22 protein-coding genes are annotated in these 26,150 nt (G+C 73.5%); 16 read left to right on the top strand and 6 right to left on the bottom strand.

What is annotated here, in order from left to right; all coding sequences use genetic code 11:
- Position 1 precedes the first annotated feature (1 nt).
- Both ACQPYD_RS26960 and ACQPYD_RS26955 read left to right on the top strand, forming a co-directional pair.
- Complete coding sequence (locus ACQPYD_RS26960; RefSeq protein WP_267946323.1) at positions 2-331, top strand: ATP/GTP-binding protein; 330 nt, start codon at positions 2-4, stop codon at positions 329-331.
- A 134-nt stretch (positions 332-465) separates the two neighbouring features.
- Positions 466-1,206 (top strand): alpha/beta hydrolase, encoded by a 741-nt coding sequence (locus ACQPYD_RS26955; protein WP_433698257.1) that lies wholly within the window; start codon positions 466-468, stop codon positions 1,204-1,206.
- Positions 1,207-1,501: 295 nt separating this feature from the next.
- On the opposite strand, the gene ACQPYD_RS26950 is transcribed toward ACQPYD_RS26955, so the two are convergent.
- Both ACQPYD_RS26950 and mce read right to left on the bottom strand, forming a co-directional pair.
- Positions 1,502-2,785 carry a DivIVA domain-containing protein gene (locus tag ACQPYD_RS26950; RefSeq protein WP_433698256.1) on the bottom strand — a complete coding sequence of 428 codons (1,284 nt, stop codon included), beginning with the start codon at positions 2,783-2,785 and terminating at the stop codon, positions 1,502-1,504.
- Positions 2,786-3,207: 422 nt separating this feature from the next.
- Positions 3,208-3,666, bottom strand: coding sequence for a methylmalonyl-CoA epimerase (mce, locus tag ACQPYD_RS26945; protein WP_433698255.1), 459 nt, complete (start codon positions 3,664-3,666; stop codon positions 3,208-3,210).
- A gap of 86 nt (positions 3,667-3,752) precedes the next feature.
- Here mce and ACQPYD_RS26940 point away from each other — a divergent pair, with 86 nt between their 5' ends.
- Complete coding sequence (locus tag ACQPYD_RS26940; protein ID WP_433698254.1) at positions 3,753-4,940, top strand: acetyl-CoA C-acetyltransferase; 1,188 nt, start codon at positions 3,753-3,755, stop codon at positions 4,938-4,940.
- Positions 4,941-5,188: 248 nt separating this feature from the next.
- A complete protein-coding gene (meaB, locus tag ACQPYD_RS26935) occupies positions 5,189-6,136 on the top strand; it encodes a methylmalonyl Co-A mutase-associated GTPase MeaB (protein WP_433698253.1) in 948 nt (315 codons plus the stop codon).
- Positions 6,137-6,345: 209 nt separating this feature from the next.
- Here the strand turns inward: meaB and ACQPYD_RS26930 are convergent, their stop codons facing one another.
- Positions 6,346-8,295, bottom strand: a complete 1,950-nt coding sequence (locus tag ACQPYD_RS26930; protein WP_433698252.1) for a glycosyl hydrolase family 18 protein — start codon at positions 8,293-8,295, stop codon at positions 6,346-6,348.
- A 323-nt stretch (positions 8,296-8,618) separates the two neighbouring features.
- A complete protein-coding gene (locus tag ACQPYD_RS26925; RefSeq protein ID WP_433698251.1) occupies positions 8,619-10,286 on the bottom strand; it encodes a glycosyl hydrolase family 18 protein in 1,668 nt (555 codons plus the stop codon).
- Between the two features lie 429 nt (positions 10,287-10,715).
- On the opposite strand from ACQPYD_RS26925, the gene ACQPYD_RS26920 reads away from it, so the two are divergent.
- From ACQPYD_RS26920 to ACQPYD_RS26890, 7 genes are all read left to right on the top strand, one after another.
- Entirely contained in the window at positions 10,716-11,237 is a 522-nt protein-coding gene (locus tag ACQPYD_RS26920; protein WP_267950494.1) for a MarR family transcriptional regulator, read from the top strand.
- 73 nt (positions 11,238-11,310) lie between these two features.
- A complete protein-coding gene (locus ACQPYD_RS26915; RefSeq protein ID WP_433698250.1) occupies positions 11,311-13,041 on the top strand; it encodes an acyl-CoA mutase large subunit family protein in 1,731 nt (576 codons plus the stop codon).
- A 172-nt stretch (positions 13,042-13,213) separates the two neighbouring features.
- Positions 13,214-14,167, top strand: coding sequence for a co-chaperone YbbN (locus ACQPYD_RS26910; RefSeq protein WP_433698249.1), 954 nt, complete (start codon positions 13,214-13,216; stop codon positions 14,165-14,167).
- A 240-nt stretch (positions 14,168-14,407) separates the two neighbouring features.
- Complete coding sequence (locus tag ACQPYD_RS26905) at positions 14,408-15,181, top strand: AAA family ATPase (protein ID WP_433698248.1); 774 nt, start codon at positions 14,408-14,410, stop codon at positions 15,179-15,181.
- Between the two features lie 368 nt (positions 15,182-15,549).
- Positions 15,550-16,956: an NAD-dependent malic enzyme gene (locus ACQPYD_RS26900; protein ID WP_267946312.1), complete on the top strand. Its 1,407-nt coding sequence runs from the start codon at positions 15,550-15,552 to the stop codon at positions 16,954-16,956.
- A 106-nt stretch (positions 16,957-17,062) separates the two neighbouring features.
- Positions 17,063-17,644 (top strand): YqgE/AlgH family protein, encoded by a 582-nt coding sequence (locus tag ACQPYD_RS26895; protein ID WP_433698247.1) that lies wholly within the window; start codon positions 17,063-17,065, stop codon positions 17,642-17,644.
- 66 nt (positions 17,645-17,710) lie between these two features.
- Positions 17,711-17,953 (top strand): DUF3039 domain-containing protein, encoded by a 243-nt coding sequence (locus ACQPYD_RS26890; RefSeq protein WP_267946310.1) that lies wholly within the window; start codon positions 17,711-17,713, stop codon positions 17,951-17,953.
- 215 nt (positions 17,954-18,168) lie between these two features.
- On the opposite strand, the gene ACQPYD_RS26885 is transcribed toward ACQPYD_RS26890, so the two are convergent.
- Both ACQPYD_RS26885 and ACQPYD_RS26880 read right to left on the bottom strand, forming a co-directional pair.
- Entirely contained in the window at positions 18,169-20,067 is a 1,899-nt protein-coding gene (locus tag ACQPYD_RS26885) for an HtaA domain-containing protein (protein WP_433698245.1), read from the bottom strand.
- Between the two features lie 130 nt (positions 20,068-20,197).
- Positions 20,198-21,646 (bottom strand): LPXTG cell wall anchor domain-containing protein, encoded by a 1,449-nt coding sequence (locus ACQPYD_RS26880; RefSeq protein WP_433698244.1) that lies wholly within the window; start codon positions 21,644-21,646, stop codon positions 20,198-20,200.
- Between the two features lie 252 nt (positions 21,647-21,898).
- On the opposite strand from ACQPYD_RS26880, the gene ACQPYD_RS26875 reads away from it, so the two are divergent.
- Genes ACQPYD_RS26875 through ACQPYD_RS26855 form a run of 5 tightly spaced genes read left to right on the top strand, consistent with a single transcriptional unit; the run spans position 21,899 to position 26,124 of the window.
- Positions 21,899-23,011 (top strand): heme/hemin ABC transporter substrate-binding protein, encoded by a 1,113-nt coding sequence (locus tag ACQPYD_RS26875; RefSeq protein ID WP_433698243.1) that lies wholly within the window; start codon positions 21,899-21,901, stop codon positions 23,009-23,011.
- Positions 23,008-24,120, top strand: coding sequence for a FecCD family ABC transporter permease (locus ACQPYD_RS26870; protein ID WP_433698242.1), 1,113 nt, complete (start codon positions 23,008-23,010; stop codon positions 24,118-24,120). Before ACQPYD_RS26875 ends, ACQPYD_RS26870 begins: the two co-directional genes overlap by 4 nt.
- Complete coding sequence (locus ACQPYD_RS26865; protein ID WP_433698241.1) at positions 24,117-24,998, top strand: heme ABC transporter ATP-binding protein; 882 nt, start codon at positions 24,117-24,119, stop codon at positions 24,996-24,998. Before ACQPYD_RS26870 ends, ACQPYD_RS26865 begins: the two co-directional genes overlap by 4 nt.
- Before the next feature lie 41 nt (positions 24,999-25,039).
- On the top strand, positions 25,040-25,852 hold the full coding sequence (locus tag ACQPYD_RS26860) for a class E sortase (RefSeq protein WP_433698240.1): 813 nt from the start codon (positions 25,040-25,042) through the stop codon (positions 25,850-25,852).
- 11 nt (positions 25,853-25,863) lie between these two features.
- Positions 25,864-26,124 (top strand): hypothetical protein, encoded by a 261-nt coding sequence (locus ACQPYD_RS26855; protein WP_433698239.1) that lies wholly within the window; start codon positions 25,864-25,866, stop codon positions 26,122-26,124.
- Positions 26,125-26,150 lie beyond the last annotated feature (26 nt).

The following is a 26,150-nucleotide window of genomic DNA, read 5'->3' as shown; positions in this document are numbered from 1 at the left end:
TGTGAGCCCGCGACGAAACTCCCCCCGCCGCAAACCCACCCGGGGCCGTGACTCCTCCGGTGGGGTCCCCGACGAGGACGCGCTCATGCTGCGCGTCACCGGCGGGCAGCGCCGCGAGGCCGGCCCGGACGGGGAGTGGGTCACACGCCGTATCCCCGGGGCGTCCGCCGTCAAGGCCTACCGGTGCCCCGGCTGCGCGCAGGAGATCCCGTCCGGCATGCCCCACGTGGTGGCCTGGCGCCCCTACGGCGACGGCGGGGACCGGCGCCACTGGCACTCCTCCTGCTGGGACCGGCGTTCGCACCGCTCCCCCCGGGCCCCGCGCCGCTGAGCCCGGCCGCCCGGCGGGCCCGACCCCGGTCCGCCCGGCCCCGGCGCGCACACCCCGCCCCGGTCCGCGTCCCGCGGGTCCGCGTCGGCGGACCCGCCGCGCGGGGCGCCCACCCACCCAGGAGACGAGGAGCCATGGAGATTCGAGCCACCACGGTGCTGCCCGCCGTGCGACGACCCATCACCCTGCACACCGCCGACGGCCTGGAGCTGGTCGGTGAGCTGGCCCTGCCCGAGGACCGGGCCCCGGTGGCCACGCTGGTGTGCCTGCACCCGCTGCCCACCGCCGAGGGCATGATGGACAGCCATGTCCTGCGCAAGGCGTCCTTCCGGCTCCCCGCCCTGGCCGGCGTCGCGGTGCTCCGGTTCAACACGCGCGGCACGACGTCGCGCCACGGCACCAGCCAGGGCGAGTTCGGCGAGGGCGAGACCGAGCGCCACGACGTGGTCGCGGCCATCGAGTTCACGGAGTTCGAGGGCCTGCCCGAGCCCTGGCTGCTCGGCTGGTCCTTCGGCACCGAGCTGGCCCTCAAGTGGGGCGCCGACCCGCAGGTGCGGGGCGCCCTCCTGCTGTCCCCGCCGCTGCACCGCGCCGACGAGTCCGACATGGAGGCGTGGGCCGAGACCGGCAAGCCGGTGGTGGCCCTGGTCCCCGAGCACGACGACTACCTGCGCCCGGCCGAGGCCAGGGAGCGGTTCAAGCCGCTCACGCAGGCCGAGGTGATCGGTGTGGACGGGGCCAAGCACCTGTGGGTGGGCGAGCCGTACGTGCGCCGGGTGCTCGACGAGATCGTCAGAAGGGTCAGCCCGGAGGCGTACCCGCTGCCGACCGAGTGGGACGGCCCCTACGAGAAGGACGTCCGCACCCTCGGGTAGGAGCGGACCCCGCCGGGGAGATGAGTCGTACGTCTCCCCGTGGGGGCGTTCTCGATCCCGGGGGCCTCTTGAGTCACATCGACCCCTGAGGCTGCTCTGGTCCCGGTGGTCACGTCGGCCTCGGCCTGCGCGGGCTCGGACGGACGGGCGGAGCGTGCCGTCACCGCCGGCCGCGCGGCAGGTCACCGGCCTTCGACGGCGAAGGGCCCGCCTCCCCGGGGGGAGGCGGGCCCTTCCCTGTGCTCACCGGCTCCGCACGGGGCGGGGACGCGGCGGCCGCGGTGCGGCCCGAGCGCTACTCCTGCCACCAGTCCTCGTCGTCGGCGCCCTTGCCGGAGTGCGCCGGCTGCTTGGTCTCCTCGACCGCGGCGGGCTCCTGGTGGGCGATCGCGGCGGGGGCCGGGGCGGCGGGGGCGACCGGGGCTGGAGCCGGGGCGGCGCCGCCACCGAGCAGCTGGCGCAGCTGCTGGAGGTGCGACTGGATGCTGTCGCGCTGGCGGTTGAGCTCGTCGACCTCCTTGCGGGCGGCCGTCATGATCCGGTTGGCCTCGGCCTTGGCGTCGCTGAGCTGGTGCTCCGACTTCGACTTGGCCTCGGCCTCGATCTGCGAGGCGTTCTTCTTGGCGTTGCCGACCAGCTGCTTGGCGTGGTTCTCGGCGTCGCGGCGGGTCTGCTCCGCCTGCTGGCTCGCCTTGGTGGCGCGCTGCTCGGCGCTGGAGGCCCGCTCCTCCGCCTCGTTGACCATCTTCTGGGTGGCGGCCTGGGCGGCCGCCAGGCGCTCGGCGTCCTGGCGCTCGGCCTCGGCGCGGCGGTCGGCCAGCTGGAGCTCGAACTGGTCCTCGGTCTCGGTGCGGCGGGCCTCGGACTCGGCGAACGCGCGCTCGGCGTTCTTGCGCAGCTCCTCGGCCTGGCTCTTGGCCGACTGGATGGTCTCGTCGCGCTCGCGCTTGGCGGCGGCACGGGCCTGGGCGCACTCGCGCTCGGTGGTCGTGCGCAGCTTGGCGATCTCGCCCTCGAAGGTGGCGCGCTTCTCGGCGATCTCGTGGTCGACCGCGGAGCGCTTCTTCTGGACCTCGCGCTCGGTGGTGGAGGCCAGCTCGTCGGCCTCGCGGCGGGCCGTGGTGCTGATCTCCTCGGCCTCGGCCTCGGCGGTCTGCCGCAGCTCGTCGGCCTCGCGCTGGGCGAGGGTCCGGACCTCGGTGGCCTCGGACTCGGCGGCCGCGCGCATCTCGGCGGCCTCGATCTTGGCGGCCGAGCGGATGTCGTTGGCGTCGATCTGCGCGCTCTGGACCAGCTCGTTGGCCTGCTCCTCCGCGAGGCGCAGCAGCTCCTCGATCCGCGAGCCCAGGCCGGAGTAGGAGGGGCGCTCCCGCTCCTGGAGCTGACGGTTCTTGGAGGTGAGCTCGGCCTTGAACTTCTCGATCTGCTTGCTGTTCTGCTTGACCTCGTTGCGCAGGCCGTCCAGGTAGTCCGTCACCTGGGTGCGGTCATAGCCACGCAGCACCACGTCGAATTCGGGCGGGGTGTTGTCTTCGTCGAAGATGTTGTTGAGCTGGGTGTCAATGTTGTTTGACGGCATGTGGCGGAATCCTGAACGGGTGCGAGACGGCTAACTTGCAAACGGACCGGGGACGACATGGGGGCGGTGGCGCCGTCCCCGGTGGACGGGCGTGTCCGGAGGGGGTGCGCGAACCGGGGGGCGGTGGACCGGTGCGGCGGGCTGGCAGCCCCTGACCGCCTCCGATGTCGTCCGCGTACGCCATGCCATCACGACACGGCGGCACGGTGTGACGGCCGACCCGGCTCGACCACCGGACTGCAAGACATGGACCAGCTCCGGAAAACAAATCCGGCAGCTAGCCGACTTTATCAAGCGTGGAACCCCTGGGAAGAGGGTTTCGTGTAACTTCCGCCGGGGTCGGAGGTCAGCCGTGCGGCTGGAACACAAGATGTGATGTGTCCGGAACGCCCCTGTGACGTCGTTTCGGAACTGCGTCCGCATCAGTGCGCGGTTTGCACCAACTCCGTGAGCACGCCCCCGTTGTCCTTCGGATGGAGGAAGACGATCCTGGACCCGGCCGTTCCGGCCCGGGGCTCGGGGTTCAGCACACGCACCCCGCGTGCGCCGATCCCCTCGGCGCTCCGCGCGACGTCGGACGTGCCGAAGGCGATGTGGTGCACCCCCTCACCGTGGCGTTCCAGGAACTTCGCGACCGGGGAGTCGTCGCGGGTGGGTTCGAGCAGTTGCAGATACGTGGCGCCCCCGTCGTCCGTGCCGTTGATCCGGAGCATGGCCTCGCGGACGCCCTGTTCCTCGTTCACCTCCTCGTGCTCCACCTCGAAGCCGTAGGTCCGCCTGTAGAACGCGATGGACGCGTCGAGGTCGCGGCACGCGATCCCCACGTGGTCGAGGCGGGTGAGGCCGGGGAACGCGCTGGCCGGGCCGGGTACTTCGCCCATGTCGTGAACCTCCCGAGGGTCGAGGACGGCGGTGTGGGTATCGTTGCAGACCAGGTGCGTCACCCATCACTTGGAGGCCAGTTACGATGCCCGGTTCCGTCATCGTCGGTGGGGCGCGTACCCCCACCGGCAGACTCCTCGGCTCCCTCGCCGGGTTCTCCGCCGCCGACCTCGGCGGCTTCGCCGTCAAAGCCGCCCTGGAACGCGCGGGCATCAGCGGCGAACAGGTCGGATACGTGGTCATGGGACAGGTGCTCCAGGCCGGCGCCGGGCAGATCCCGTCCCGCCAGGCCGCCGTCAAGGCGGGCATTCCCATGAGCGTGCCGTCGGTGACGATCAACAAGGTCTGCTTGTCGGGCCTCGACGCGATCGCCCTCGCGGACCAGCTCATCTCGGCGGGCGAGTTCGACGTGGTGGTGGCCGGGGGCATGGAGTCCATGACCAACGCCCCGCACCTGCTCCCCAAGTCCCGCAAGGGCTACAAGTACGGGTCGATCGAGGTCCTGGACGCGACCGCGCACGACGGTCTGACCGACGCCTTCGAGGGCGACTCCATGGGCGCCTCCACGGAGCGGCACAACGCCAAGCTCGGCATCGGCCGCCGCGAGCAGGACGAGTTCTCGGCCCGCTCGCACCAGCGGGCCGCCGCAGCGGCGGAGGCGGGCTACTTCGACGCGGAGATCGTCCCCGTGGAGATCCCCCAGCGCAAGGGCGACCCGGTCGTGTTCGCCGCCGACGAGGGCGTGCGGCCCGGCACCACGGCGGAGGGGCTGGGCAAGCTGCGCCCGGCCTTCGACAGCGAGGGCACCATCACGGCGGGCTCGTCGTCCCAGATCTCCGACGGCGCCGCCGCGGTGGTCGTGATGAGCCGGGCCAGGGCGGAGGAGCTGGGCGTCCCGGTCCTCGCCGAGATCGGCGCGCACGGGAACGTCGCGGGCCCGGACAACTCGCTGCACTCCCAGCCGTCCAACGCGATCCGGCACGCGCTGGCCAAGGCCGGGAGGTCCGTGGAGGAACTGGACCTGATCGAGATCAACGAGGCGTTCGCCGCGGTGGGCCTGCAGTCCACCAGGGACCTGGGCGTCTCCGAGGACATCGTCAACGTGAACGGCGGCGCGATCGCGATCGGCCACCCGATCGGCGCCTCCGGCGCCCGCATCGCGCTGCACCTGGTCCACGAGCTGCGCCGCCGCGGAGGCGGGTTCGGCGCCGCGGCCCTGTGCGGGGGCGGCGGCCAGGGCGACGCCCTGCTGTTCACGGTCCCCGCCGAGTAGCGGGCCCGGCCCCGGGCGCCCCGTGCGCCGCAGGGGCCGGACGCCCGTCCCCCCGGCCCGCGCGCGGTCCCGGGCGACCCCCGGCCGCCCGCGTGGCGGATCCCGGCGGGGGCGGCGCGTCCGAAGACACTGTTTCGAAGACACACCGCGCCCGGGGGAGCCCCGGAGCGCGCGACGCACCCGACAGCGGCGGGGCGGGGGCCACGAGCCCTCGCCCCGTCCTGCTCCTGCCGACACCTAGGAGTCCCATGCACGCCCCCCAGCTGGTCGAACGGGTCCGGGGAGGTGACCGCCGGGCACTGGCCCGCGCGATCACCCTCGTCGAGAACGGCGCCGAGGAACTGAGCGCGATCATGGCGGGCCTGGCCCCCGGCACCGGGCGCGCGAGGGTGGTCGGGTTCACCGGCTCGCCGGGCGTGGGCAAGTCCACGACCACGAACGCCGTCGTGCGCGCCGTGCGGGCCAAGGGCCTGACCGTGGCCGTCCTGGCGGTGGACCCCTCGTCCCCGTTCACGGGGGGCGCCCTGCTCGGCGACCGCGTGCGGATGCAGGAGCACGCCACCGACCCGGGCGTGTACATCCGCTCCATGGCCAACAGGGGCCACCTGGGCGGGCTGTCCTGGGCCACCCCCCACGCGCTGCGGGTGCTGGACGCCGCCGGGTTCGACGTGATCCTGGTCGAGACGGTGGGCGTGGGCCAGGCCGAGGTGGAGATCGCGGGCCGGGCCGACACGACCGTGGTGCTGTCCGCGCCCGGCATGGGGGACGCGGTGCAGGCGGCGAAGGCCGGAGTGCTGGAGGTGGCCGACGTGTTCGCCGTGAACAAGGCGGACCGGGACGGGGCGAGGGCGACCCTGCGCGAGCTGCGCCAGATGGTCGCGATGAAGGACCGCGCCGACGACGAGTGGAAGCCGCCGATCGTCTTGACCGTCGCGGCGGAGGACGAGGGCATCACCGAGCTGTGGGAGCGGGTGGAGGAGCACTTCGCCCACCTGGAGGCGACCGGAGGGCTGGCCGGGCGCCGGCGCGCCCGGGCGAGGGACGAGGTCCAGGCGATCGTGCTGGAGCGGCTGCGCTCCCGTCTGGGCGGCCTCGGGGAGGAGGCCGGCCTGGACGCGCTCGCCCGGGAGGTGGCCGAGGGGCGGAGCGACCCGTACGCCGCGGCCGAGGCGCTGTTGGAGGAGCTCGGGGCGTAGGGCGCGCGGGGCGGACGCCCGCCCCGCCGTGCGGGGGCCGTCCGACACGGCCGGGCGCGGCCGCCCGGGGGCGGTGCTGCGGCCGGGCGGCGTCGGTGGGGCGCCGCCCGGGGGGAGCGGCGACGGGGCCGCCGCGGACGGCTGTCCGCGGCGGCCCCGCCCGGCCCCGGCCGGGGGGCGGGCCCTGTCGGTTCCGGTGCGGGCCGGGGTCAGCCGGCCAGCGCTGTGTCGATGGCGTTCATGAGGCTGCCGTTCGCGTCGTCGCCGTCGACGGACCAGATCATCACTCCGCCGAGGCCGTTGGCCTGGGCCCAGTCGGTCTTCTGGGCCATGGAGATCTCGTCGTCGTAGTTCCAGAAGGTGGAGCCGTTGTAGAGCCAGGCCGTCCCGGCCGCGTTGTCGCGGTGCAGCTGGTACCCGGTCAGGTTCTTCAGGAGCTTCCAGTCCTGGATGCCCTGCTCGTAGCGGCCGGGCGCGGGTCCGGTGGCGGACTGGAAGAGCCCGTCGCCGTTCGGCCCGGGGGCGACCCCGGTCCATCCCCGGCCGTAGAAGGGGACGCCGAGGACCATGTCGGCCGGGTTGACGCCGCGGTCGATGTACGCCTGGACCGTGGTCTGCGTGGAGTAGACGTCGGGACCGGGGTCGGCGGCGTCGGCCACGAGGTTCGACTGGTGGTTGGCGGTGTTCTCCCAGGCGCCGTGGTAGTCGTACCCCTGGACGGTGATGAAGTCGAAGTCGGCCATGAGCGGCTGCATCTCGAAGCCGAGGTCGATCTTCCTGGGGTCGGCCGGCATGAAGGAGGTCAGCTCGTAGGGGCGGCCGGTCTCGGCGGTGAGGGCGTCCAGCTGGGTGCGGAACTCGGAGACGAGGGCGGTGAAGTTCTGCTTGTCCTCCGGGCGCACCGTGTTGTGCTCGTGCCCGGCGGATCCGGGCCACTCCCAGTCGAGGTCGATGCCGTCGAAGACGCCCTGGGCGGCGCCGGGGCCGCCCGCTCCGTCGAAGAGCGGCAGGTTGCCGCGCAGGAACTGGTCGATGCAGGACGAGACCATGCGCTCCCGGGACGCGGGGGTCCGGACGGCGTCGGAGAAGTGCTGGGACCAGGTCCAACCGCCGAGGGAGATGTGCACCTTGAGGTTGGGGTTGCGCTCCTTGAGCTTGCGGAGCTGGTTGAAGTTGCCGCGCAGGGACTGGTTCCAGGTGTCGGCCACGCCGTCGACGCTCTGGTCGGCGGTGAAGGAGCGGCCGTAGTCGGCCCAGGCGTCGCCCTGGCCCAGCTGGTTGGCCATGAAGCACTCACCGTTGGCGTTGACGTTGCCGAACGCGTAGTTGATGTGGGTCAGCTTGTCCGCGGTGCCCGAGGTCTCCAGGTTCCGGACGAGGTAGCCCCGGTCGTAGATCCCCCACTGGGTGAAGTAGGCGACGCGGCGTTCCTGCGGCGGGTCGGTGGGTCCGCCCCCGGCGTCGGTGGTGGCCGTCACGGCCGCGGTCTCCGGGCCCCGGTTGTTGGAGCTGTCGTAGGCGCGCACCGTGAACGAGTGCTGTGTCGCGGGAGTCAGCCCGGTGACGGTCGCGGAGTTGGCGGTGACGGCACGGACGACCTGTCCGCCGGAGAGGACCTCGTATCCCGTGACGGCGACGTTGTCCGTCGCCGCCTGCCAGCCCAGGGTCACGGTGGTGGAGGTGGTGCCGGTGACGGTCAGCCCCGCCGGGGCGGTGGGCGGCTCGGTGTCGGGCGCTCCGGGCTCGCCGGAGCAGCTGTTGCCGTTGATCAGGCAGTTCACGGGGGCGGTGTCGCCGCCGCCGTGGGTGCCGTTGAACCCGATGGAGTAGCTGCCGCCGGCCGGGACGTCGGCGCCCCAGGAGGGCGGGGTGAGGGTGTGGGTCCCGCCGGACCGGGCCAGGGTGGCGTTCCACAGGGACGTGATGGCGGTGCCGGAGGGGAGCCCGAACTCGACGGACCAGTCGGTCAGGCGGGTGCCGGACGTGTTGGAGATGGTGATCTGTCCGCCGTAGCCGGTCTCCCAGCGGCTGGTCTCCACGTAGGTGACCGTGACGCCGGCGGTGTTCGCGGCGGCGGGGGTGGCGGACAGGGCGAGGGGGACGGCGATGACGGCGGCCACGAGTGCCGCGAGGCGGTTCCTGAGTCGTCGTGCTCTCACTGGTTGCTCCTGGAGCGTGAGCGGTGTGGGGGGTGCCGTTCGCCGTGGGAGTGTCTCGGGCGGCGCTCGGCCGGGGGTGTGCGCCCAGGGAGTGCGGTGATCGGAGCTGACAGGGACCGGGGCGGGGGTGCGCGTGAGCGGTGGCGTGTGCGTGGCAGGGGCATGGCGGGTCCTCCCGCTGGGGGTGGAGGAGGGGTGGGGGAGGGGCCGGCGCGGACCGTCGCACATCGGTCCGCGCCGGCCGTGGCGGCGGTGCTCCCCGGATCAGAGCACCGACGCCGCCCGGTCCCGGTCCGGGGGCGCCGGACCGGGGGTTCGAGGGGTCAGTCGACCAGCGCCGCGTCGATGGCCGCCATGAGGCTGCCCTCGGCGTCGTCGCCGTCGATGGACCAGATCATCACGCCGCCCATGCCCTGGGCCTGGGCCCAGTCGGTCTTCTGGGCGACCGCGGTCTCGTCGTCGTAGGTCCAGAGGGTCCGGCCGTCGTAGAGCCAGGCCGTCCCGGCCTCGTCGTTGCGGTACAGCTCGTAGCCCTCGTCGGTGAGTCCGCGGAGGACCTTCCAGTCCTCGGTGCCCGTGCCGTGGGTGCCCTGCGCGGGGCCGGTCGCGGGCTGGAAGAGGCCGTCGCCGTCGGGGCCGGGTTCCACGCCGGTCCAACCCTGTCCGTAGAAGGGGATGCCCAGGACCAGCTTGGCCGGGTCGACCCCGCGGTCGATGTAGGCCTGGTGGATGAGCTCGGCGGAGATGACCGGCTCGGGGTCGCGGGCGTCGGTGACGAGGTTGGACTGGTGGTTGGTGACCGACTCCCAGGTGCCGTGGTAGTCGTAGCCCTGGACGGTGACGAAGTCGAAGTTCGGCATCAGCTCGTCCAGCTCGAAGCCGGCGTCCAGGCGCCAGCCGCCGGCGGGCAGGAAGGCGGTCAGCTCGTAGTGGCGGTCGTCCTCGGCGCCGAGCTCGTCCATCTGGTCGCGGAACTCCTGCACGAGGGCGGTGAAGTTCTCCTTGTCCTCCGGGCGGACGACGTTGTGCGGGTTGCCGTCGGAGCCGGGCCACTCCCAGTCGAGGTCGATGCCGTCGAAGACGCCCTCGGCGGCGCCCTCGCCGCCCGCGCCGTTGAGCTCGGGGAGGTCGCCCCGGAGGTAGAGGTCGATGCAGGAGCTGACGAGCTTCTCGCGGGACTCCGCGGTCAGCGCGGCGTCGGAGAAGTGGCGCGACCACTCCCAGCCGCCGAGGGAGATGCTGACGGCCAGCTCGGGGTACTGCTCCTTGAGCTCGAGGATCTGGTTGAAGTTGCCGCGCAGCGGCTGGTCGGGGTCGTCGGCGACGCCGTCGACGCTCTGGTCGGCGGGGACGGGGTGGCCGTAGTCGGCGAGGGCGTCGCCCTGGCCCTCCTCGTCGGTCATGACGCACTCGCCCTCGGCGCTGACGTTGCCGAAGGCGTACTGGACGTGCGTGAGCTTCTCGGCGCTGCCGCTGTCGACGAGGTCGCGGACGTGGTAGTCGCGCTCCCTCGGTCCCCACTGGGTGAAGTAGGCGACGGAGTAGCTGTCGTGGGAGGGGCCTTCGCCGCCGGAGCAGGGCGAGCCGTTGACGAGGCAGCCGACGGGGTCGGTGCCTCCGTCGGCGTGCAGGCCGTTGAAGCCGAAGGAGTACTCGCCGCCGGCGGGGACGGTGGCGCCCCAGCGCGGCGGGGTGATCGTGTAGCCCCCGGCCGTGCCCGCCAGGCTCGCGTTCCACAGTTCGTGGATGCGGCTGCCGTCGGGCAGCGCGAACTCGACGGTCCAGTCGCTCACGGGGGTGTCCGAGGCGTTGTGGACGGTGATCTCACCGGTGTAGCCGGTGTTCCAGCGGGCGGACTCGACGTAGGTGACCGTGAGGTCGGAGGCGTCGGCCTCCTCTGCGGCGGCGGTGGAGGGTGCCGCCGCCAGTGGGGCGGCCAGCACTGCTGCGGCGAGGGCCGCGAGCAGGGTGCCGGAACGTCGTGCTCTCACGTCGGGAGATCTCCTGGTCATGAGCTGGGGGCGGGGGGAGGACCGTCGCACCGCGGAGCGGGTGGGATGGGCTGCGGCCGGTCGGTCGGAGGGTGCCTGCGCGGTCTTCCGGCAGGGGTGGTCCACGAGCGAAGTGAGGTCCTGGAAATCGTTCCGGTGCCTCTGACGTGGGGGGATAAATTTTTAGGAAACTTAACTAATAATTACGGGTGGCGTCAACGGCCTCCCGGGAACTTTCTGGAGAGAATCCGCCGCGGTTTCGGGTTTTCCGAGTTGGAGGGGTGGACCGGCCTCCCGGGGCGCCCGTGTCCCCTTGTGGCCACCGGAATCCATTGACTCCGCGTCGTGCGGATGCTAAGGCGGGTGGTCGGCCCTCGTGGGGGACGGCGCCCTCCGGGTACGCCCTAGAGTGACGGCGTGGGAAACCCGTTGAATCTTCCGTTCGACCCGATCGAGCGCGCACACGACAACTGGACGCGCAGATGGGGTGCCTCGCCCGCGATGGCGGCGGTCACCTCGGTCATGCGCGCGCAGCAGATCCTGATCGGCGAGCTGGACGGCGCCCTCAAGCCGTTCGGTCTGACCTTCGCCCGCTACGAGGCGCTCGTCCTGCTCACGTTCAGCGCCTCCGGTTCCCTGCCCCTGGGCAAGATCGGTGAGCGCCTGATGGTGCACCCGACCAGCGTCACCAACACCATCGACCGGTTGGAGGGGCAGGGCTTCGTGCGCCGCCGCCCCAACCCGAGCGACGGCCGCGGCGTGCTGGCCGACATCACCGACACCGGGCGCGCCGTCACCGAGGAGGCGACCCGGGCACTGCTGGGCATGGACTTCGGGCTGGGCTGCTACTCCGACGAGGAGCTGTGGCGCATGCACGAGACGTTCACCAAGCTCAGGGTGGACTTCGGCGACTTCCCCGAACCCGTGTCCGGGGCCGCCGAGGGCCGCTGAGCCGCCCGCTCCGGGTGGGGCGCCGCAGGTGTCGTCCCTGTACATATTTAGTTGGACGTCCTACTATTTCGTCATGGCGAACACCACGAGCGACCCCACCGACGGCGGCGGGGCCGAGGAGATCGAGGCCGGGCGCGAGCGCTGGCAGCGCCGCTACGACTCCGCGCGCACACGCGACGCCGACTTCACGTCCCTGTCCGGGCGCCCCCTGCAGCCGGTCTACGGGCCCGCGCCCGGGGCCGAGGCGCCCGGCTTCGAGCGCGTCGGCTGGCCCGGCGAGTTCCCCTTCACGCGCGGACTCCACTCCACGGGCTACCGGGGGCGGGCGTGGACCATCCGCCAGTTCGCCGGCTTCGGCAACGCCCGCCAGACCAACGAGCGCTACAAGATGATCCTGGCCTCCGGCGGCGGCGGGCTCTCGGTCGCGTTCGACATGCCCACCCTCATGGGCCACGACTCGGACTCCCCCCACGCCCTGGGAGAGGTCGGCCACTGCGGGGTGGCGATCGACTCCGTGGCCGACATGGACCTGCTCTTCGACGGCATCCCCCTCGGCGCCACCACGACCTCGATGACCATCAGCGGCCCCGCCGTCCCGGCGTTCTGCATGTACCTGGTCGCCGCCGAGCGCCAGGGCGTCGACATCCGCACCCTGAACGGCACGCTCCAGACCGACATCTTCAAGGAGTACATCGCCCAGAAGGAGTGGCTGTACCCGCCGGAGCCCCAGCTGCGGCTCATCGGCGACCTCATGGAGTACTGCGCGGAGCACATCCCCGCGTACAAACCGCTGTCGGTGTCGGGCTACCACATCCGCGAGGCCGGGGCCACGGCCGGGCAGGAGCTCGCCTACACGCTCGCCGACGGCTTCGGCTACGTCGAGCTCGGCCTCTCGCGGGGGCTGGACGTGGACGCGTTCGCGCCCGGGCTGTCGTTCTTCTTCGACGCGCACATCGACTTCTTCGAGGAGATCGCCAAGTTCCGGGCGGCCCGGCGCATCTGGGCGCGCCGCCTCAGGGACGTCTACGGCGCCCGCACGGAGAAGGCCCAGTGGCTGCGGTTCCACACCCAGACGGCCGGCGTCTCCCTCACGGCCCAGCAGCCCTACAACAACGTGGTCCGGACCGCGGTCGAGGCCCTCGCCGCGGTGCTCGGCGGCACGAACTCCCTGCACACCAACGCCCTGGACGAGACCCTGGCGCTGCCGACCGAGCAGTCCGCCGAGATCGCCCTCCGCACCCAGCAGGTGCTCATGGAGGAGACGGGCGTCGTCAACGTGGCCGACCCGCTCGGCGGCTCCTGGTACCTGGAGGCGCTCACCGACGAGCTGGAGGCCGAGGCGGAGCGGATCTTCGCGGAGATCCTGCGGATGGGCGGCGGGGAGGGGGCCGAGCACGCGATCGGCCCGATGACCTCCGGCATCCTCGCCGGGATCGAGAACGGCTACTTCAGCTCGGAGATCGCCGAGTCGGCCTTCCAGTACCAGCAGGCCCTGGAGAAGGGCGACAAGCGGATCGTGGGGGTCAACTGCCACACCGGCACCGTCTCCGGCGAACTGGACATCCTCCGGATCAGCCACGAGGTGGAGCGCGAGCAGAAGCGCGAGCTGGCCGAGCGCCGGTCGCGCCGCGACGGCGCCGCCGTGGACGCGGCGCTGGCGGCCCTCCTGGAGGGGGCCCGCGCGGACGACCGCAACCTCATCCCCCTCATCGTGGACGCCGCCAGGGCCGAGGCCACGATGGGCGAGATCTGCGCGGCGATGGGGGAGGAGTTCGGGACCTACACCGAGGACCCGCGCTTCTGAGACCGGGCTCCCACGACCCGCACGGGCCCCGCCGGAACCCTCCGGCGGGGCCCGTCGTTCGTCACGCGGGGGCAGGAGGGGAGGCCCGCCCCCGGGACGTGTTCGGCCGAACACGGCCCGGCCCCTTCGCGGGCGGTCCACGCCCTCCCCGCGGATACGGCAGGATGGAAGCATGCAGCCTTCGGACTTTTCACCGAACAGTGCCGTTGACCTCGGCGCGCGCAAGGCGGCCATGGAACGCGAGGCCAAACAGCGTGCGGCGGAGTCGGCGGGTCGATCCAACCCCTACGCCTTCGACGTCGACGAGTCCTCCTTCCAGGCCCAGGTCCTCGAGCGGTCCATGACCGCTCCCGTCGTGCTGGCCGTCCTCGCCGGCTGGTCCGACCAGTCCAAGCAGTTCGAGGACGTCCTGGACAAGCTCTCGGCGGCCTCCGGAGGGAACTGGTTCCTCGCCAAGGTCGACAGCGACGCGAGCCCCCAGCTGGTCCAGGCCCTCCGGGTGCCCACGGCCCCGATGATCATCGTGGCCGTCCAGGGGCAGCTCCTGCCCGGCCCGGCGGGCCCGGCGACCGAGGAGCAGCTCACCGGCTGGCTCACCGAGGCGTTCGCCGCCCTCCAGGAACAGGGCGCGCTGCCCCCGGGCCACCCCGGAACCCTCGCGGGGGAGCCGGGGCCCGAGGACGCCGCCGGCGCGCAGCCGGAGGCGCCCCAGGGCCGCCCGGTGGACGCCGAGGCCCAGGAGGCCCTGGACCGGGGCGACTTCGACGCCGCCGCGGCCGTCTACGCCAAGGCCGTCGAGGCCGACCCGGGCGACACCGAGTCCAGGAGCAAGCTCGCCCAGGTGCGCCTGGTGGGGCGCCTCCAGGAGATCGACCCGGACGCCGCCCGCGCGGCCGCCGACGCCGACCCGGCGGACGTGGACGCGCAGACCACCGCGGCCGACATCGACATGTACGGAGGCAAGTTCGAGGACGCCTTCGACCGCCTCGTCGCCACGGTCAGGGTGACGCGCGACAAGGACCGCGACCGGGCGCGCCAGCACCTGCTGGGGTTGTTCGACCTGCTGCCCCCGGGCGACCCGCGTGTGAGCGCGGCCCGGCGCAAGCTCACCTCCGCGCTGTTCTGAGGACGGCGCGGAGGAGCGGTCCGCCCGTTCCGGCCCCGGTCGCTCCGACCGGGGCCGGAACGGGCGGACCCCGGCGGGTTCCGTCCGGAACCGGCCGCGGAGTCGCGCCGACAGGTCCGGGTGCCGCGGAAAGCCGGCGCTTTCTTGCGCGGACGATCACGGGTGGTCCGCCGCCGCCTGGGTAAAGAGTCCGCAAGAGGCGGGCCGGCACGGCCCGCGGGTCGACCCGGCAGGTGTCCCATGGCGAGCGACGACGACCCCCGCAGGACCGGCGAGCCCGTGGTCACGATCTCGGCCACCTACGGCGCGGGAGGCAGCGCGGTGGGGCCGGCCGTCGCCGCACGGCTGGGCGTGGCCTTCCTCGACCGCGCGATCCCCAGCGCGGTGGCGGCCCAGATCGGCTGCTCCCTGGACGAGGTCCTCCAGCGCGACGACCGCGCCCCCGGAGGGCTCGAACGCCTCCTCGCCAGTGCCGCGCGCCTTCCCACCGTCACGCTGGGAAGCGTCGACACCGCCTTCATCGGCACCACCGACGAGGAGGGGCGCCTCCTCTACGACCACGAGTTCGTGGAGCAGACCGAACTCGTCATCGGCGAGGTCGCCCACAGCGGCGGCGTCGTCCTCGGGCGCGCCGGGGCCGTCGTCCTCGCCGACCACCCCGCCGCCCTGCACGTGCGCCTGGACGGCGACCGCGACGCGCGCCTGCGCAGGGCCCGCGCCCTGTGGGAGGCGGGCGACCGGGAGGAGTGCTCCGGGCACGGCTGGGGGGAGGGCGTGCCCACTCTGCGGCTGCTGGACGACAACGACCGCGCCCGGGCCTCGTACGTGCGCCGCTTCTACCGCGCCGACCCCGCCGACCCGCGCCACTACCACCTGGTCCTGGACACCTCGGCGCTGTCCCTGGAAGCCTGTACCGACCTCGTCGTGAGGGCCGCCGAGGACCGGGCGGCCCCCGCCGGGGGGCTCCCGCCCCAGTCCGGCCGACGCCCCGACGACACTTCTGATTCGTCGTAATTTGTGCGATTTTTTACCATCGCGGTAATTGTCACCTTGTACTGACGGTGGGCGCTTGACTCAGGTAAGGTAAGGCGACTTGGTTCCGGGTCCCGACCAGCCCCCACCCGCAACCGAGGTCCGCGTGCGGCCGCCACCACGGTGGGACCGCGCGAACCGGACACGCAGGACACCCTCGCCCCGTACACGGGCGGGACGCGAGCGCCGCCCCGCGCACGCGCCTACCGCACCGGGCCCCGGCCGGGCCGCGGGAGCGCGGCGCGGCCCCGCGGCGGGAGGGTCCCCCGACGCCGGCAGCGCGTCCCTGTGAGGGGCCGTCCGCGTGCCCGACGGGCGCACAACACCGAGCCAGAGCCGAGGAGCAACACGTGGCCACCCTTCCCAGCGTTTCGTACTCCATCACCGTCCGCCTCGAACTCGACGCTGGGGGCAGCGCTGTCGGCAGCCTCACCAACGCCGTCGAGCAGGTGGGCGGCATGATCACCGCGCTGGACGTGGCCGCGGCCGGGCACGAGCGCATCCGCATCGACGTCACCTGCGCCGCCCGCGACACCGAGCACGCGCAGGCCATCGTCGACGCGCTGGGCGCCGTCGAGGGCGTGGTCGTCCACAAGGTCAGCGACCGGACCTTCCTCATGCACCTGGGCGGCAAGATCGAGATGAAGTCGAAGGTGCCGCTGCGCAACCGCGACGAGCTCTCCATGGCCTACACCCCCGGCGTCGCCCGCGTCTCCCAGGCCATCGCCGCGAACAAGGACGACGCCCGCCGCCTGACCATCAAGCGCAACAGCGTCGCCGTCGTCACCGACGGGTCCGCCGTCCTGGGCCTGGGCAACATCGGCCCCGAGGCCGCCATGCCCGTCATGGAGGGCAAGGCCGCCCTGTTCAAACGCTTCGCCGACATCGACGCCTGGCCCATCGCCCTGGACACCCAGGACGTGGACGAGATCGTCCGCACCGTCCAGGTGATCGCCCCGGGGTTCGGCGGGATCAACCTGGAGGACATCTCCGCGCCCCGCTGCTTCGAGGTCGAGGCCCGCCTGCGCGAGCTGCTCGACATCCCCGTCTTCCACGACGACCAGCACGGCACCGCCATCGTCGTGCTCGCCGCCCTGCGCAACGCCCTGCGCGTCGTCGGCAAGAAGCTCGGCGAGGTCCGCATCGCCATGTCCGGCGCGGGCGCGGCCGGCACCGCCATCCTCAAGCTCCTCATGCACGCCGGTGCCCGCGACATCATCGTCAGCGACGTCCGCGGCGCGGTGCACACCGGGCGCGACGACCTGGACCCCAACCTCCGTTGGATCGCCGAGCACACCAACCCCGAGGGCTACAGCGGCGACCTCCGCGGCTCCGTCGCCGGAGCGGACGTCTTCATCGGCGTCTCCGCCCCCAACCTGCTCGAGGGCGAGGACATCGCCGAGATGAACGACGACTCGATCATCTTCGCGCTGGCCAACCCCGACCCGGAGGTGGACCCGGAGGTCGCGCACCTGCACGCCTCCGTCGTGGCCACGGGCCGCAGCGACTACCCCAACCAGATCAACAACGTCCTGGTCTTTCCCGGCTTCTTCCGCGGGCTGCTCGACGCCCAGAGCCACCACGTCACCTCCGACATGATGGTCGCCGCCGCCGAGGCCCTCGCCGACGTCGTCAGCGAGGACGAGCTGGGCCCGAACTACATCATCCCCAGCGTGTTCCACTCCGACCTGTCCACCCACGTGGCGACCGCGGTGCGCGAGGTCGCCCAGCGCGGGCTGCGCGACCAGGTCCAGTGACGCCGGACCCGGGGGCGGCGCCCCGCGGGAGGGAGCGGTGGACCCGGGCGTGTAACGGCCTGGGAACACGGGCGGATCGGCGGCTGTTGCGGGGTAGAGGTGCAGCATGGACCAGTCGACTATGACCGGGCGGCTCCTGGTGGCCGCCCCCCTCCTCCAGGAGGACTCCTTCCGCCGCTCGGTGGTGTTCGTCGTGGACGACACGGCCGACGGCACGCTCGGGGTGATCCTCAACCGCCCCCTGGGTATGGCCGTGGACGAGGTCGTCACCGACTGGGGCGCCTATGCGAGCGAACCGGCGGTGATGTTCTCGGGCGGCCCCGTCGGGGCCGACTCCGGGATAGCCCTGGGCGCGGCCGGGGTCGGGGAACCGCCTCCGGGCTGGTCGCCGCTGGAGGGCCTCGCCCCGGGGCTGGGCCTGGACGCGGTCGGCGTGGTGGACCTGGACGGGCCCCCGCAGGTGCTCGGGACTGCCCTGGGAGCGTTCCGCGTGTTCGCCGGCTACGCCGGGTGGAGCGAGGGCCAGCTCCGGGAGGAGATCGACGAGGGCGCGTGGTTCGTGGTCGACGCGGTCGCCTCGGACGTGTTCACCACGTCCCCCGAGGGCCTGTGGGCCCGGGTGCTGCGGCGCCAGGGCGGGCGGATGGCGCTCCTGTCCACCTACCCGGACGACCCCACCATGAACTGAGCGCCCACCGGTGTGGGTGCGGCACCCTATACCGTGGAACGCAGACGTCGAAAGGTGTGAGGCACGATGGCGATGGACATCCTCAACAAGGTCCTTCCTGACAGCGAGACCAGGCCGGACATCTCCCACGACAGCGGGGACCGGGAGCGGTTCGCCCACTACGTGCAGAAGGACAAGATCACCGAGAGCGCCGTCACCGGCAACCCCGTGATCGCCCTGTGCGGGAAGGTCTGGGTCCCCAACCGGGACCCCAAGAAGTTCCCGGTGTGCCCCGACTGCAAGAAGGCCTACGAGGAGATGATGAAGTAGGACGTCTCCACGTCGCCTCCACGCGGTGGGCGCCACACGGAAGGCCTCGGCACGCGAACGCGCCGAGGCCTTCGTGCTCTCCGCGGGTCCTCGGCCGCTGCGCGCGTGCCCCCGCTCTCCGGCGAACGCGCTCCGCGGCCTCCAGGGCCCCGCGGGCGCCCGGTCCGGGCCCGCTCAGGGGCTCAGGTCCGGGCGCCCGCCCCGCGGCTCCGGGGTCAGGCGGCGTCCTCGGGGACCGGGGCGCGGCGCCTGCGGGCGGCGTACACGGCCGTGCCGCCGGCGGCCACGGCCACCGCGGCCGCGGCGAGCAGGCCCGTGAGGGCGGCGCCGGTGTTGGGCAGGCCGGGGTTGTCGCCGCCGCCGTCACCCCCGCCGTCGCCCGGACCGCCCGGACCGCCGGGGCCGCCCCCGGCTCCGTCGCCGCCGCCCGGGACCGTGACGTCCTCGTCCACGCTCACCGTCAGGGCGACCGGGTCCAGCGCCACCCCCTCGGCGTAGAAGTCCGCGAAGGCGGGCACGCCCTCGGCGGTCAGGGAGGCGGGGATCGGGTCCCAGCTCAGGACGCCGTCCTCGAGCTCGTACTCCACCCCGGACAGGTCCAGGTCGGCGAACGCGACGTCCTCGTAGGAGACGAGCTCCTCGCCGGCGAGCGACTTGCTGACCACGTCGGCGTACAGGACGCCCGCGCCGTCCTCGATCTCCACGCGGGGGTCGCTGACCGTCATGTGCAGGAGCGGGTCGGCCCCGTCGTACACGTGGCCCTCGAAGACGACGGTGCCCTCGAAGCCGATGTCGGCCGTGGACGCGGACAGGTCCACCTCGCCGCTGCCGTTCGTGAACGCGTAGGTGCCGTCCCCGTTCGTCGTCGCGCCGTTCCCGGTGCTGATCTCACCGTGGGCGATGTTGCCGGTGATGTAGTTGCGGAAGGACTCCTTCACCCCCCAGTCCGCGCGGCCGTTGTGGACGGTCAGCGGGCCCTCGGGGTCCGTGGGGTCGACGGGGTCCGTCGGCTCCCCGGTGGGGTCGGTCGGCTCCTCGGTGGGCTCCTCCTCGGCGGTGAAGGAGACCGGCGTCCACACGTCCTGGTCGCGGTTGGCGATGTCGGTGTGGTCGTTGAAGACCGCCACGTAGCACTGCGACTCGACGCAGTCGTAGGTGGTGCCGTCCTTGTCGTAGGAGCCGGTCACCGCCACCTCGGTACTGAAGGCGCCGTCCTCGCCCGGGGCGGTGGCGCCGCGCAGCCACACCGCTCCGGTGTAGTGGGCCGGGAAGGAGTCGGCCGACCGCGGGAGGGCGGTCAGCGCCGCGTAGACGCCCTGGCCCGGGCGGAAGCCGGTGCCCTCGAGGGTGACGGTGTCGCCCGCGGGGTCCAGGCCGGAGTCCGGGGCCACGGTGACCCGGGGGGCGGGGTCGGGCCCGCCCGGGTCGGTGACGTCCGCGATGCCGGCGGTGAAGGACAGCGGGTCCATCGGGGACCCGGCGGCGTAGAAGTTCGCGAACGGCTCGACCGCGTCGGCGTGCAGGGTGCCCGCGGCGGAGGTGAAGGCGATCTCCTCGCCCTCGACGGTCAGCTCGGCGCCGGTCAGCTCGGCGACCGCGACCTCTCCGTACTCGACCAGGTCGCCCGGGGGCAGGTTCGGGTCGGCGCCGCCGAACTCGCGGCTGGTCACGTCGGCGTACACCGTGGCGGCGTCGCCGTCGAACACCACGCGCGGGTCGGAGACCCGGACCTCCAGGACGGGGCCCCGGCCGTAGTCGTGGCCGCTGAAGACGACGGTTCCGGCGAAGTCCACCTCACCGGAGGCGTCCTCCTTGGACACCGAGCCGCCCGCCGTGGGGAAGTCCACGGTTCCGTCGGCCAGCACCGTCGCACCGCCGGAGGCCTCGTAGCCGCCGTGGGCGATCGGCCCGGAGATGTAGTTGCGGAAGGACTGCTTCACGCCCCAGGCGGCCGAGCCCCCCTCGAGGGGCACGGTCTCGTCGGCGGAGGCCGGCGCCGCGGCGACGGCGAGCGAGGCGCCGAGGGCGGCGACGCCCGCGTAGGCGGTGAGGGCGCGCAGGACCCGGCGGGCTCTGCCCGGGGCTCCGCTCCCGCCGGTCGTGGTCGTGGTCATGGGATTCGTCGGTCCAATCGTGAGGGGGATGGGTGGAGGGGGCGGCCCCGGCGCGTGCCGGGGGCCGGCGGGTCGGCGGCCCGTGCCGAGCGGGGGCGGCGGGGCCCGCCGGTGGGGGGTCTGGGGGCGGTCAGCCGGCGGCCGGATCCGTCGCGGTGCCGTTCCCGCGCCGGCGGCGCGTGGCGAACAGGGCCGCGGCGCCCGCCAGGGCGGCCACCGAGGCGGCCAGGACGAGGCCGTGGAGCCCGGCGCCGGTCCGGGGGAGCCGGCCGGGGGAGCCGTTCCCGCCGTCACCGTCTCCTCCGCCTCCGGAGGTCCCGGCTTCGCCGCCTCCGGAGTTCCCGGCTTGGCCGCCGGAACCGGAACCGCCGTCGCCCGAGCCCGAGCCCGAGCCGAAGGAGACCGGGACGAACACGTCCTGGCTGCGGTCGCTCGACCGCGTGTGGTCGTTGCGGGTGACCACCGCGCACTCCGTGCCGGAGGCGGTGCAGTCGGTGTTCTCGTCACCGGCCCGGACCTCGAGCTGGACGCTGAAGCCGCCGTCGGCGCCGCTGCCGGTGTAGGGGGTGGTCAGTCCCTCGCCGTAGGGCGGGGGGTTGCTGGAGACCCACACCGATGCGCCGCCGGAGCCGTCCATGTCCACGCCGCCGATGCACGGTCCGGGGGCCTGCGCCGGGCCGGCCGAGCTGGTGTCGCACAGGGCGACGTAGACGCCCTTGGAGGTGTCGTAGCCGGTGCCGGTGACCGTGACGGTCTCACCGTCCGGGGCGAGCCCCGAGGTCCTGGAGACGGTCAGCGCGGGGGTGCCGGGCTCCCGGGGGGCGGGGGCCCGGGGGGCGGCGGGCCGGGCCCGCGGCTCTGCCCGCGGGAGCGTCCCGGGAGCCGTCTCCGGGACGGCGGCCGTGGCGGCGAAGGCCACCGGGACCCGGCCCACCACGACCGGGGCGGAGGGAGCCGCCGGGACGGCCTCGGAGACGCCCGTCCCCGCGCCGGGGGAGGCGGTCGGCGCGGACCCGCCGGTGTCCCCGGAAGCGTCCTCCCCGGTGTCCCCGCCCGTGTCCCGCGCCGGGTCGGGTGCCCGGGTCCCCCCGGCGGCCGCGCCCGCGTCCCCGGCGGGGGCGAGCTCCAGGAGGCGGATCTCGAACGGGTCCTCCTCCGCGTCCAGGCCGGCCACGGCGGCGAACCCCGCCCCGGTGTCGAGGGCGACCGTGAAGGTTCCGCGCGTGCCGACCTCGACCGTCACCGCGTTGCCGTCGTCGGGGACGGCGCCGTCGTCGGCGGAACGGGTGTCCGCGGACCCGGCCGGCACGGCCCAGGTGGCGACCTCGACCAGTGAGCCGGGTGCGTGGCCGATCCCGGAGACGGTGACGGTGTCGCCCTCGGGGTCGAGGCCCCCGGTCCGGTCCACGGTGGTGACGCGGGGGTGGCCGTGTTCCCCGTCCTGGGACGGGACGGGTTCGGCGAGCGCCGCCGCCGGAACCGTCGTGGACAGCACCGCCGCGACGGCGGTGGCTGCGAGGGGCGGGACGAGCCCGCGGCGCCGCCCGTGGCCGGGGCGGGGGGAAACCGCTGCTTGCATCAGAGGCCTTCGCTTCGTGCGGGGCGGTGGGAGACCGCCCTCCGCGTGAGGTGGGGGAAGTTCTTTAGGTTACGCTTACCTTTGTGAAGTGAGCCTTGCCTAACTCGAAGTCCGCGCCGGAACAGTTGAACACCGAAGCATCAGGCTTGTCAAGATGATGACGAAGTGTCATATAAAGGGCGTTGTCGCCTCCCCGCTCCCGGGCGACACCCGCCCGTGCACCCGGCACACGGACCACCGAAAGCGACCCCCATGCCACTCGCCGACGCGCGGCGCCGCCCGCGCGGACACCGCCCGCACGCACGATCCGTCCCGGCCCTCGCCGCGGCCTGCGCCCTCGCGCTGGCCCTGGCCGGCTGCGCCGTGGGAGGAGGCGGTGCGCCCGAGGACCCCTCGCGGGGGGACGGCGCCGCCGACATCCCCGACTTCTCCGAGAACCGCCTCCAGCCGCTGGAGGGCGCCGGGGAGCCCGAGCTCCCCGTCACCGTCGACTCCGTCGTCCTCGATCCGTATCGCACGAGCTCCGACCCCCTGGAGTACGAGCAGGTCGGGGTCGACGACGTCAGCCGCATCCTCCCGCTCACCGGCAGCCTCGCCGAGATCGTCTTCACGCTCGGCCTCGGCGACAACGTGGTCGGCCGCGACGTCGCCGCCACGTTCGAGGAGGCCGCCGGCCTCCCCGTCGTCAGCGAGGGGCACGAGGTCTCCGCCGAGAGCGTCCTCGCCCTCGAACCCACGGTGATCCTCGCCGACACCCAGACGGGCCCGTCCGAGGCCGTCGAGCAGATCCAGAGGTCCGGGGTCCCCGTCGTCATCGTCGAGGAGGCCTGGTCCGTCGACGAGATGTACCCGCGCTTCGAGCGGGTCGCCGAGGCCCTCGGGGTCCCCGACGACGGCGCTGCCCTGTCCGAGCGCACGCGGGCGCAGATGGCCGAGGTCCGGGAGGACGCGGACGGCTCCGGCGACGGCCCGCTCGTGGCCTTCCTCTACCTGCGGGGCACGGCCGGGGTCTACCTCCTCGGCGGCGAGGGCTCGGGCGCCGACGCCGTGCTCGCCGAGGCCGGCGCGCGCGACGCCGGGGTCGAGATGGGCCTGACCGCACCGTTCACCCCCATCACCACGGAAGCCCTCATCGCGGCCCAGCCCGACGTGCTCCTCGTCATGACCAAGGGCCTGGAGTCCGTGGGCGGCGTCGACGGGCTCGTCGAGATCCCCGGCGTCGCCCAGACACCGGCCGGCGCGGCACGGGCGGTCGTCGACTTCGAGGACGGCGTCCTGCTCAACTTCGGCCCCCGCACGCCGCAGGTCGTCGCGGCCCTCGCGGACGAACTCGCCGCGGTCGGGGCGGAGGGGGAGGGCCGGTGACCGCCCCCGACACCACAGCCCCCGGGCGGGTCCGCGGGGACGGCGGCCCCCCGCCGGAGCCCGGGGGGCGCGCCGCACGCCGCCTCCGGGCCGTGCTCCTGCTGGCCGCGCTCGGCACGGGCCTGGTCGCGGTCTCGCTCGTCGCGGCCGGTGCCGGCGCCTACCCCGTGCCCGCCGACCAGGTCGCCTCCTCGATCCTGCACGCGGTCGGGCTGGAGGTCGGCACGCCCCCCGACCGGATCGGCCGGACCGTCCTGTGGGACGTGCGCTTCCCCCGCGTCGTCCTGGCGGTCATGGTCGGCGCCGCCCTCGGCGCCGCCGGGGCCATGATGCAGGGGATCTTCGGCAACCCCCTCGCCGAGCCCGGCGTCATCGGCGTCTCCTCCGGCGCGGCGGTCGGCGCGATCGCGGTCATCTTCACGGGCCTGACCGTGCTCGGCCACTGGACGATCATCGCCGCGTCGTTCGTGTTCGGCCTGGCCACGACCCTGTTCGTGTACGTCTTCGCGCGCTCGCGCGGCCGCACCGAGGTCGTCACCCTGCTCCTCACGGGCATCGCCGTCAACGCCGTGGCGGGAGCGGCCATCGGCCTGATGACCAACTTCTCCCAGGACGCCGAGATCCAGACCATCACCTTCTGGCAGCTCGGCAGCGTCTCCACCGCCACCTGGTCCAAGGTCGCCGCCATCGCCCCGTGCCTCCTGGCGGGACTGGCCGTGATCCCCCTCTACGCCCGGCGCCTCGACCTGCTCGCGCTCGGCGAGGGGCCCGCCCGCCACCTGGGCGTGGACGTCGAGCGCATGCGCCTCGTCCTCATCTGCGCCCTGGCGCTGCTCACCTCGGCCGCCGTCGCGTTCGCGGGGATCGTCGCGTTCGTCGGCCTGGTCGTCCCGCACATCATCCGCATGGTCACAGGTCCCGGGCACCGGGTCCTGCTGCCCGCCAGCGCGCTCGGCGGAGGGCTCCTCCTGCTCGCCGCCGACCTGCTCGCCCGCACCGTCGCCGCCCCCGCCGAGATCCCCCTCGGCGTGGTCACCGCCGCCCTCGGCGGGCCGTTCTTCTTCTACCTTCTGCACCGCACCCGCGCCAAGCAGGGAGGATGGTCGTGAGCACCCTCCCCCGTCTGCGCCGGCGGATCTCCGCCGCCGTCGCCCCCCTGTCCCGTCCCCCCGCGCTCCCCGTCCGCGCCGCGACCGGCTCGGAGGTGGTCCGCGCCGAGGGGGTCACCGTCCGCCGGGGCGGACGCGCCCTCCTGGACGGGGTCGACCTCACGGTGCGCGCCGGAGAGCTCCTGGCCCTGGTGGGACCCAACGGGGCCGGCAAGTCCACCCTGCTCGCCGCCCTGTCCGGCGACGTCGCCGGCGGGCCCGCCCGGGGGGAGGCCGACGAGGGCGCCGTGCTCCTCCTCGACCGGCCCCTGCCGGAGTGGACCCCGCCACAGCTCGCGCTGCGGCGGGCCGTCCTCCCGCAGGAGGCGTCGGTCAGCTTCCCGTTCCCGGTCGCCGAGCTCGTCGCCATGGGCCGGGCGCCCTGGGCGGGGCTGTGCGCTCCCGGCGCCGACGACGCCGCGGTCGCCGCGGCCATGGACGGCACGGGCATCGCCCACCTGGCCGGACGCCGGTTCCCCACGCTCTCCGGGGGAGAGCGGGCCCGGGTGATGCTCGCGCGGGTCCTCGCCCAGGACACGCAGGTGCTGATGCTCGACGAACCGACGGCGGCCCTGGACATCAGGCACCAGGAACTCGTACTGTCCATCGCGCGTCAGATCTCGGAGGGCGGTGGTGCGGTTATCGTGGTCCTGCACGATTTGGGGCTTGCGGCGGCCTACGCCCATCGTGTGGCGATACTCTCCGGAGGACGGATCGCCGCGCAGGGAGCCCCCGCCGACGTGTTCACCGCGTCCCTGCTCGGCAACGTCTACCAGCACGAGGTCGAAGTCCTGCCGCACCCGCGTACCGGGGTCCCGCTGGTCGTGCCCCTCCGGTAGGTGTCCGGCGCACATGAGAGCGTCCACAGGAGTAGGTCGTATTGGTGTCCACAACTGAACGGCAGCCACACGAAGAGCCCCCGTACGAGCGGCGGGAGGGGCGTGGACGGAGCGCGGGCGGCCGACGCCGCCGGGCGCCCCGGCCCAGGGCCACCCCGGGAGACGTCGTGCGCGGCTTCGTCCGGTTCGTCGGCGAGATCCTCCTGACGGCCGGTCTGCTCATGCTCTTCTACGCGGGGTACGAGGTCTACGGCTCCCAGTGGGAGACCGACCGCGAACAGCAGGGCCTGGCGGACGGGCTGAACGAGGCGTGGGCGGCCACGGCGGAGGAGGCCGGGCCGGACTCCGAGCCGCTGCCCGGCAGCGCCGACAGCCGCCTCTACATCCCCAGCCTCGACCTGGACTGGGTCGTGGTCAACGGCACCACCCCCGACGACATCCGCTACAGCCCCGGCCACTACACCGAGTACCCCAGCAGCGCGGGCGGCGCGGGCAACTACGCGATCGCCGCCCACCGGACCCCGGGCCTGTTCTGGGACATGGACCTGCTGGACAACGGCGACGTGCTGGTCCTGGAGGACGGGGAGAACTTCTACACGTACGAGGTCTTCCAGGAGGAGACGGTCCTGCCCACCGACGTGTGGGTGATCGAGCCGGACCCGTTCGACGACGTCGAGGGGGCGGGCGAGGGGGAGCCCGAGCGGTCCCTGATCACGCTGACCACCTGTGCGCCGAAGCTGAACAACACGCACCGGCTCATCGTCTGGGGTGAGCTGGTCGAGACCACGCCCAAGTCCGAGGGGATGCCCGACTCGATCGCGCACATGGCCCCCGAGACCGCCGAGGCCGAGTAGGGGTAACGCGAATGTACGGTCTGATCTGGCGCATCCTGCCCGGCCCCTGGGCCTCCAAGTTCATCATGGCGGTCGGCCTGCTGGCCGGCGCCGCGGCGCTCCTGTGGTTCTTCGCCTTCCCGGCGATCTCCCCGCACATGCCGTTCAACGACGGCGCCGTCGACACCCAGGGCGTCGGCGCGGGCGGGGAGGCGGGCACGGGAGAGGTCTCCGAGGACCCGGGGGCCGAAGGGCTCTCCGGGGAGGCGGAGGCCCCCGGGGCAGGGGGCTGACGTCCGCCCGGGCCCGGCCCCGGGCC

Source organism: Nocardiopsis sp. CA-288880 (assembly GCF_050955985.1).
Taxonomy (GTDB): Bacteria; Actinomycetota; Actinomycetes; order Streptosporangiales; family Streptosporangiaceae; genus Nocardiopsis; species Nocardiopsis tropica.
The sequence above is the reverse complement of the archived record's forward strand: the minus strand, read 5'-3'. Positions and strand labels throughout refer to the sequence as shown.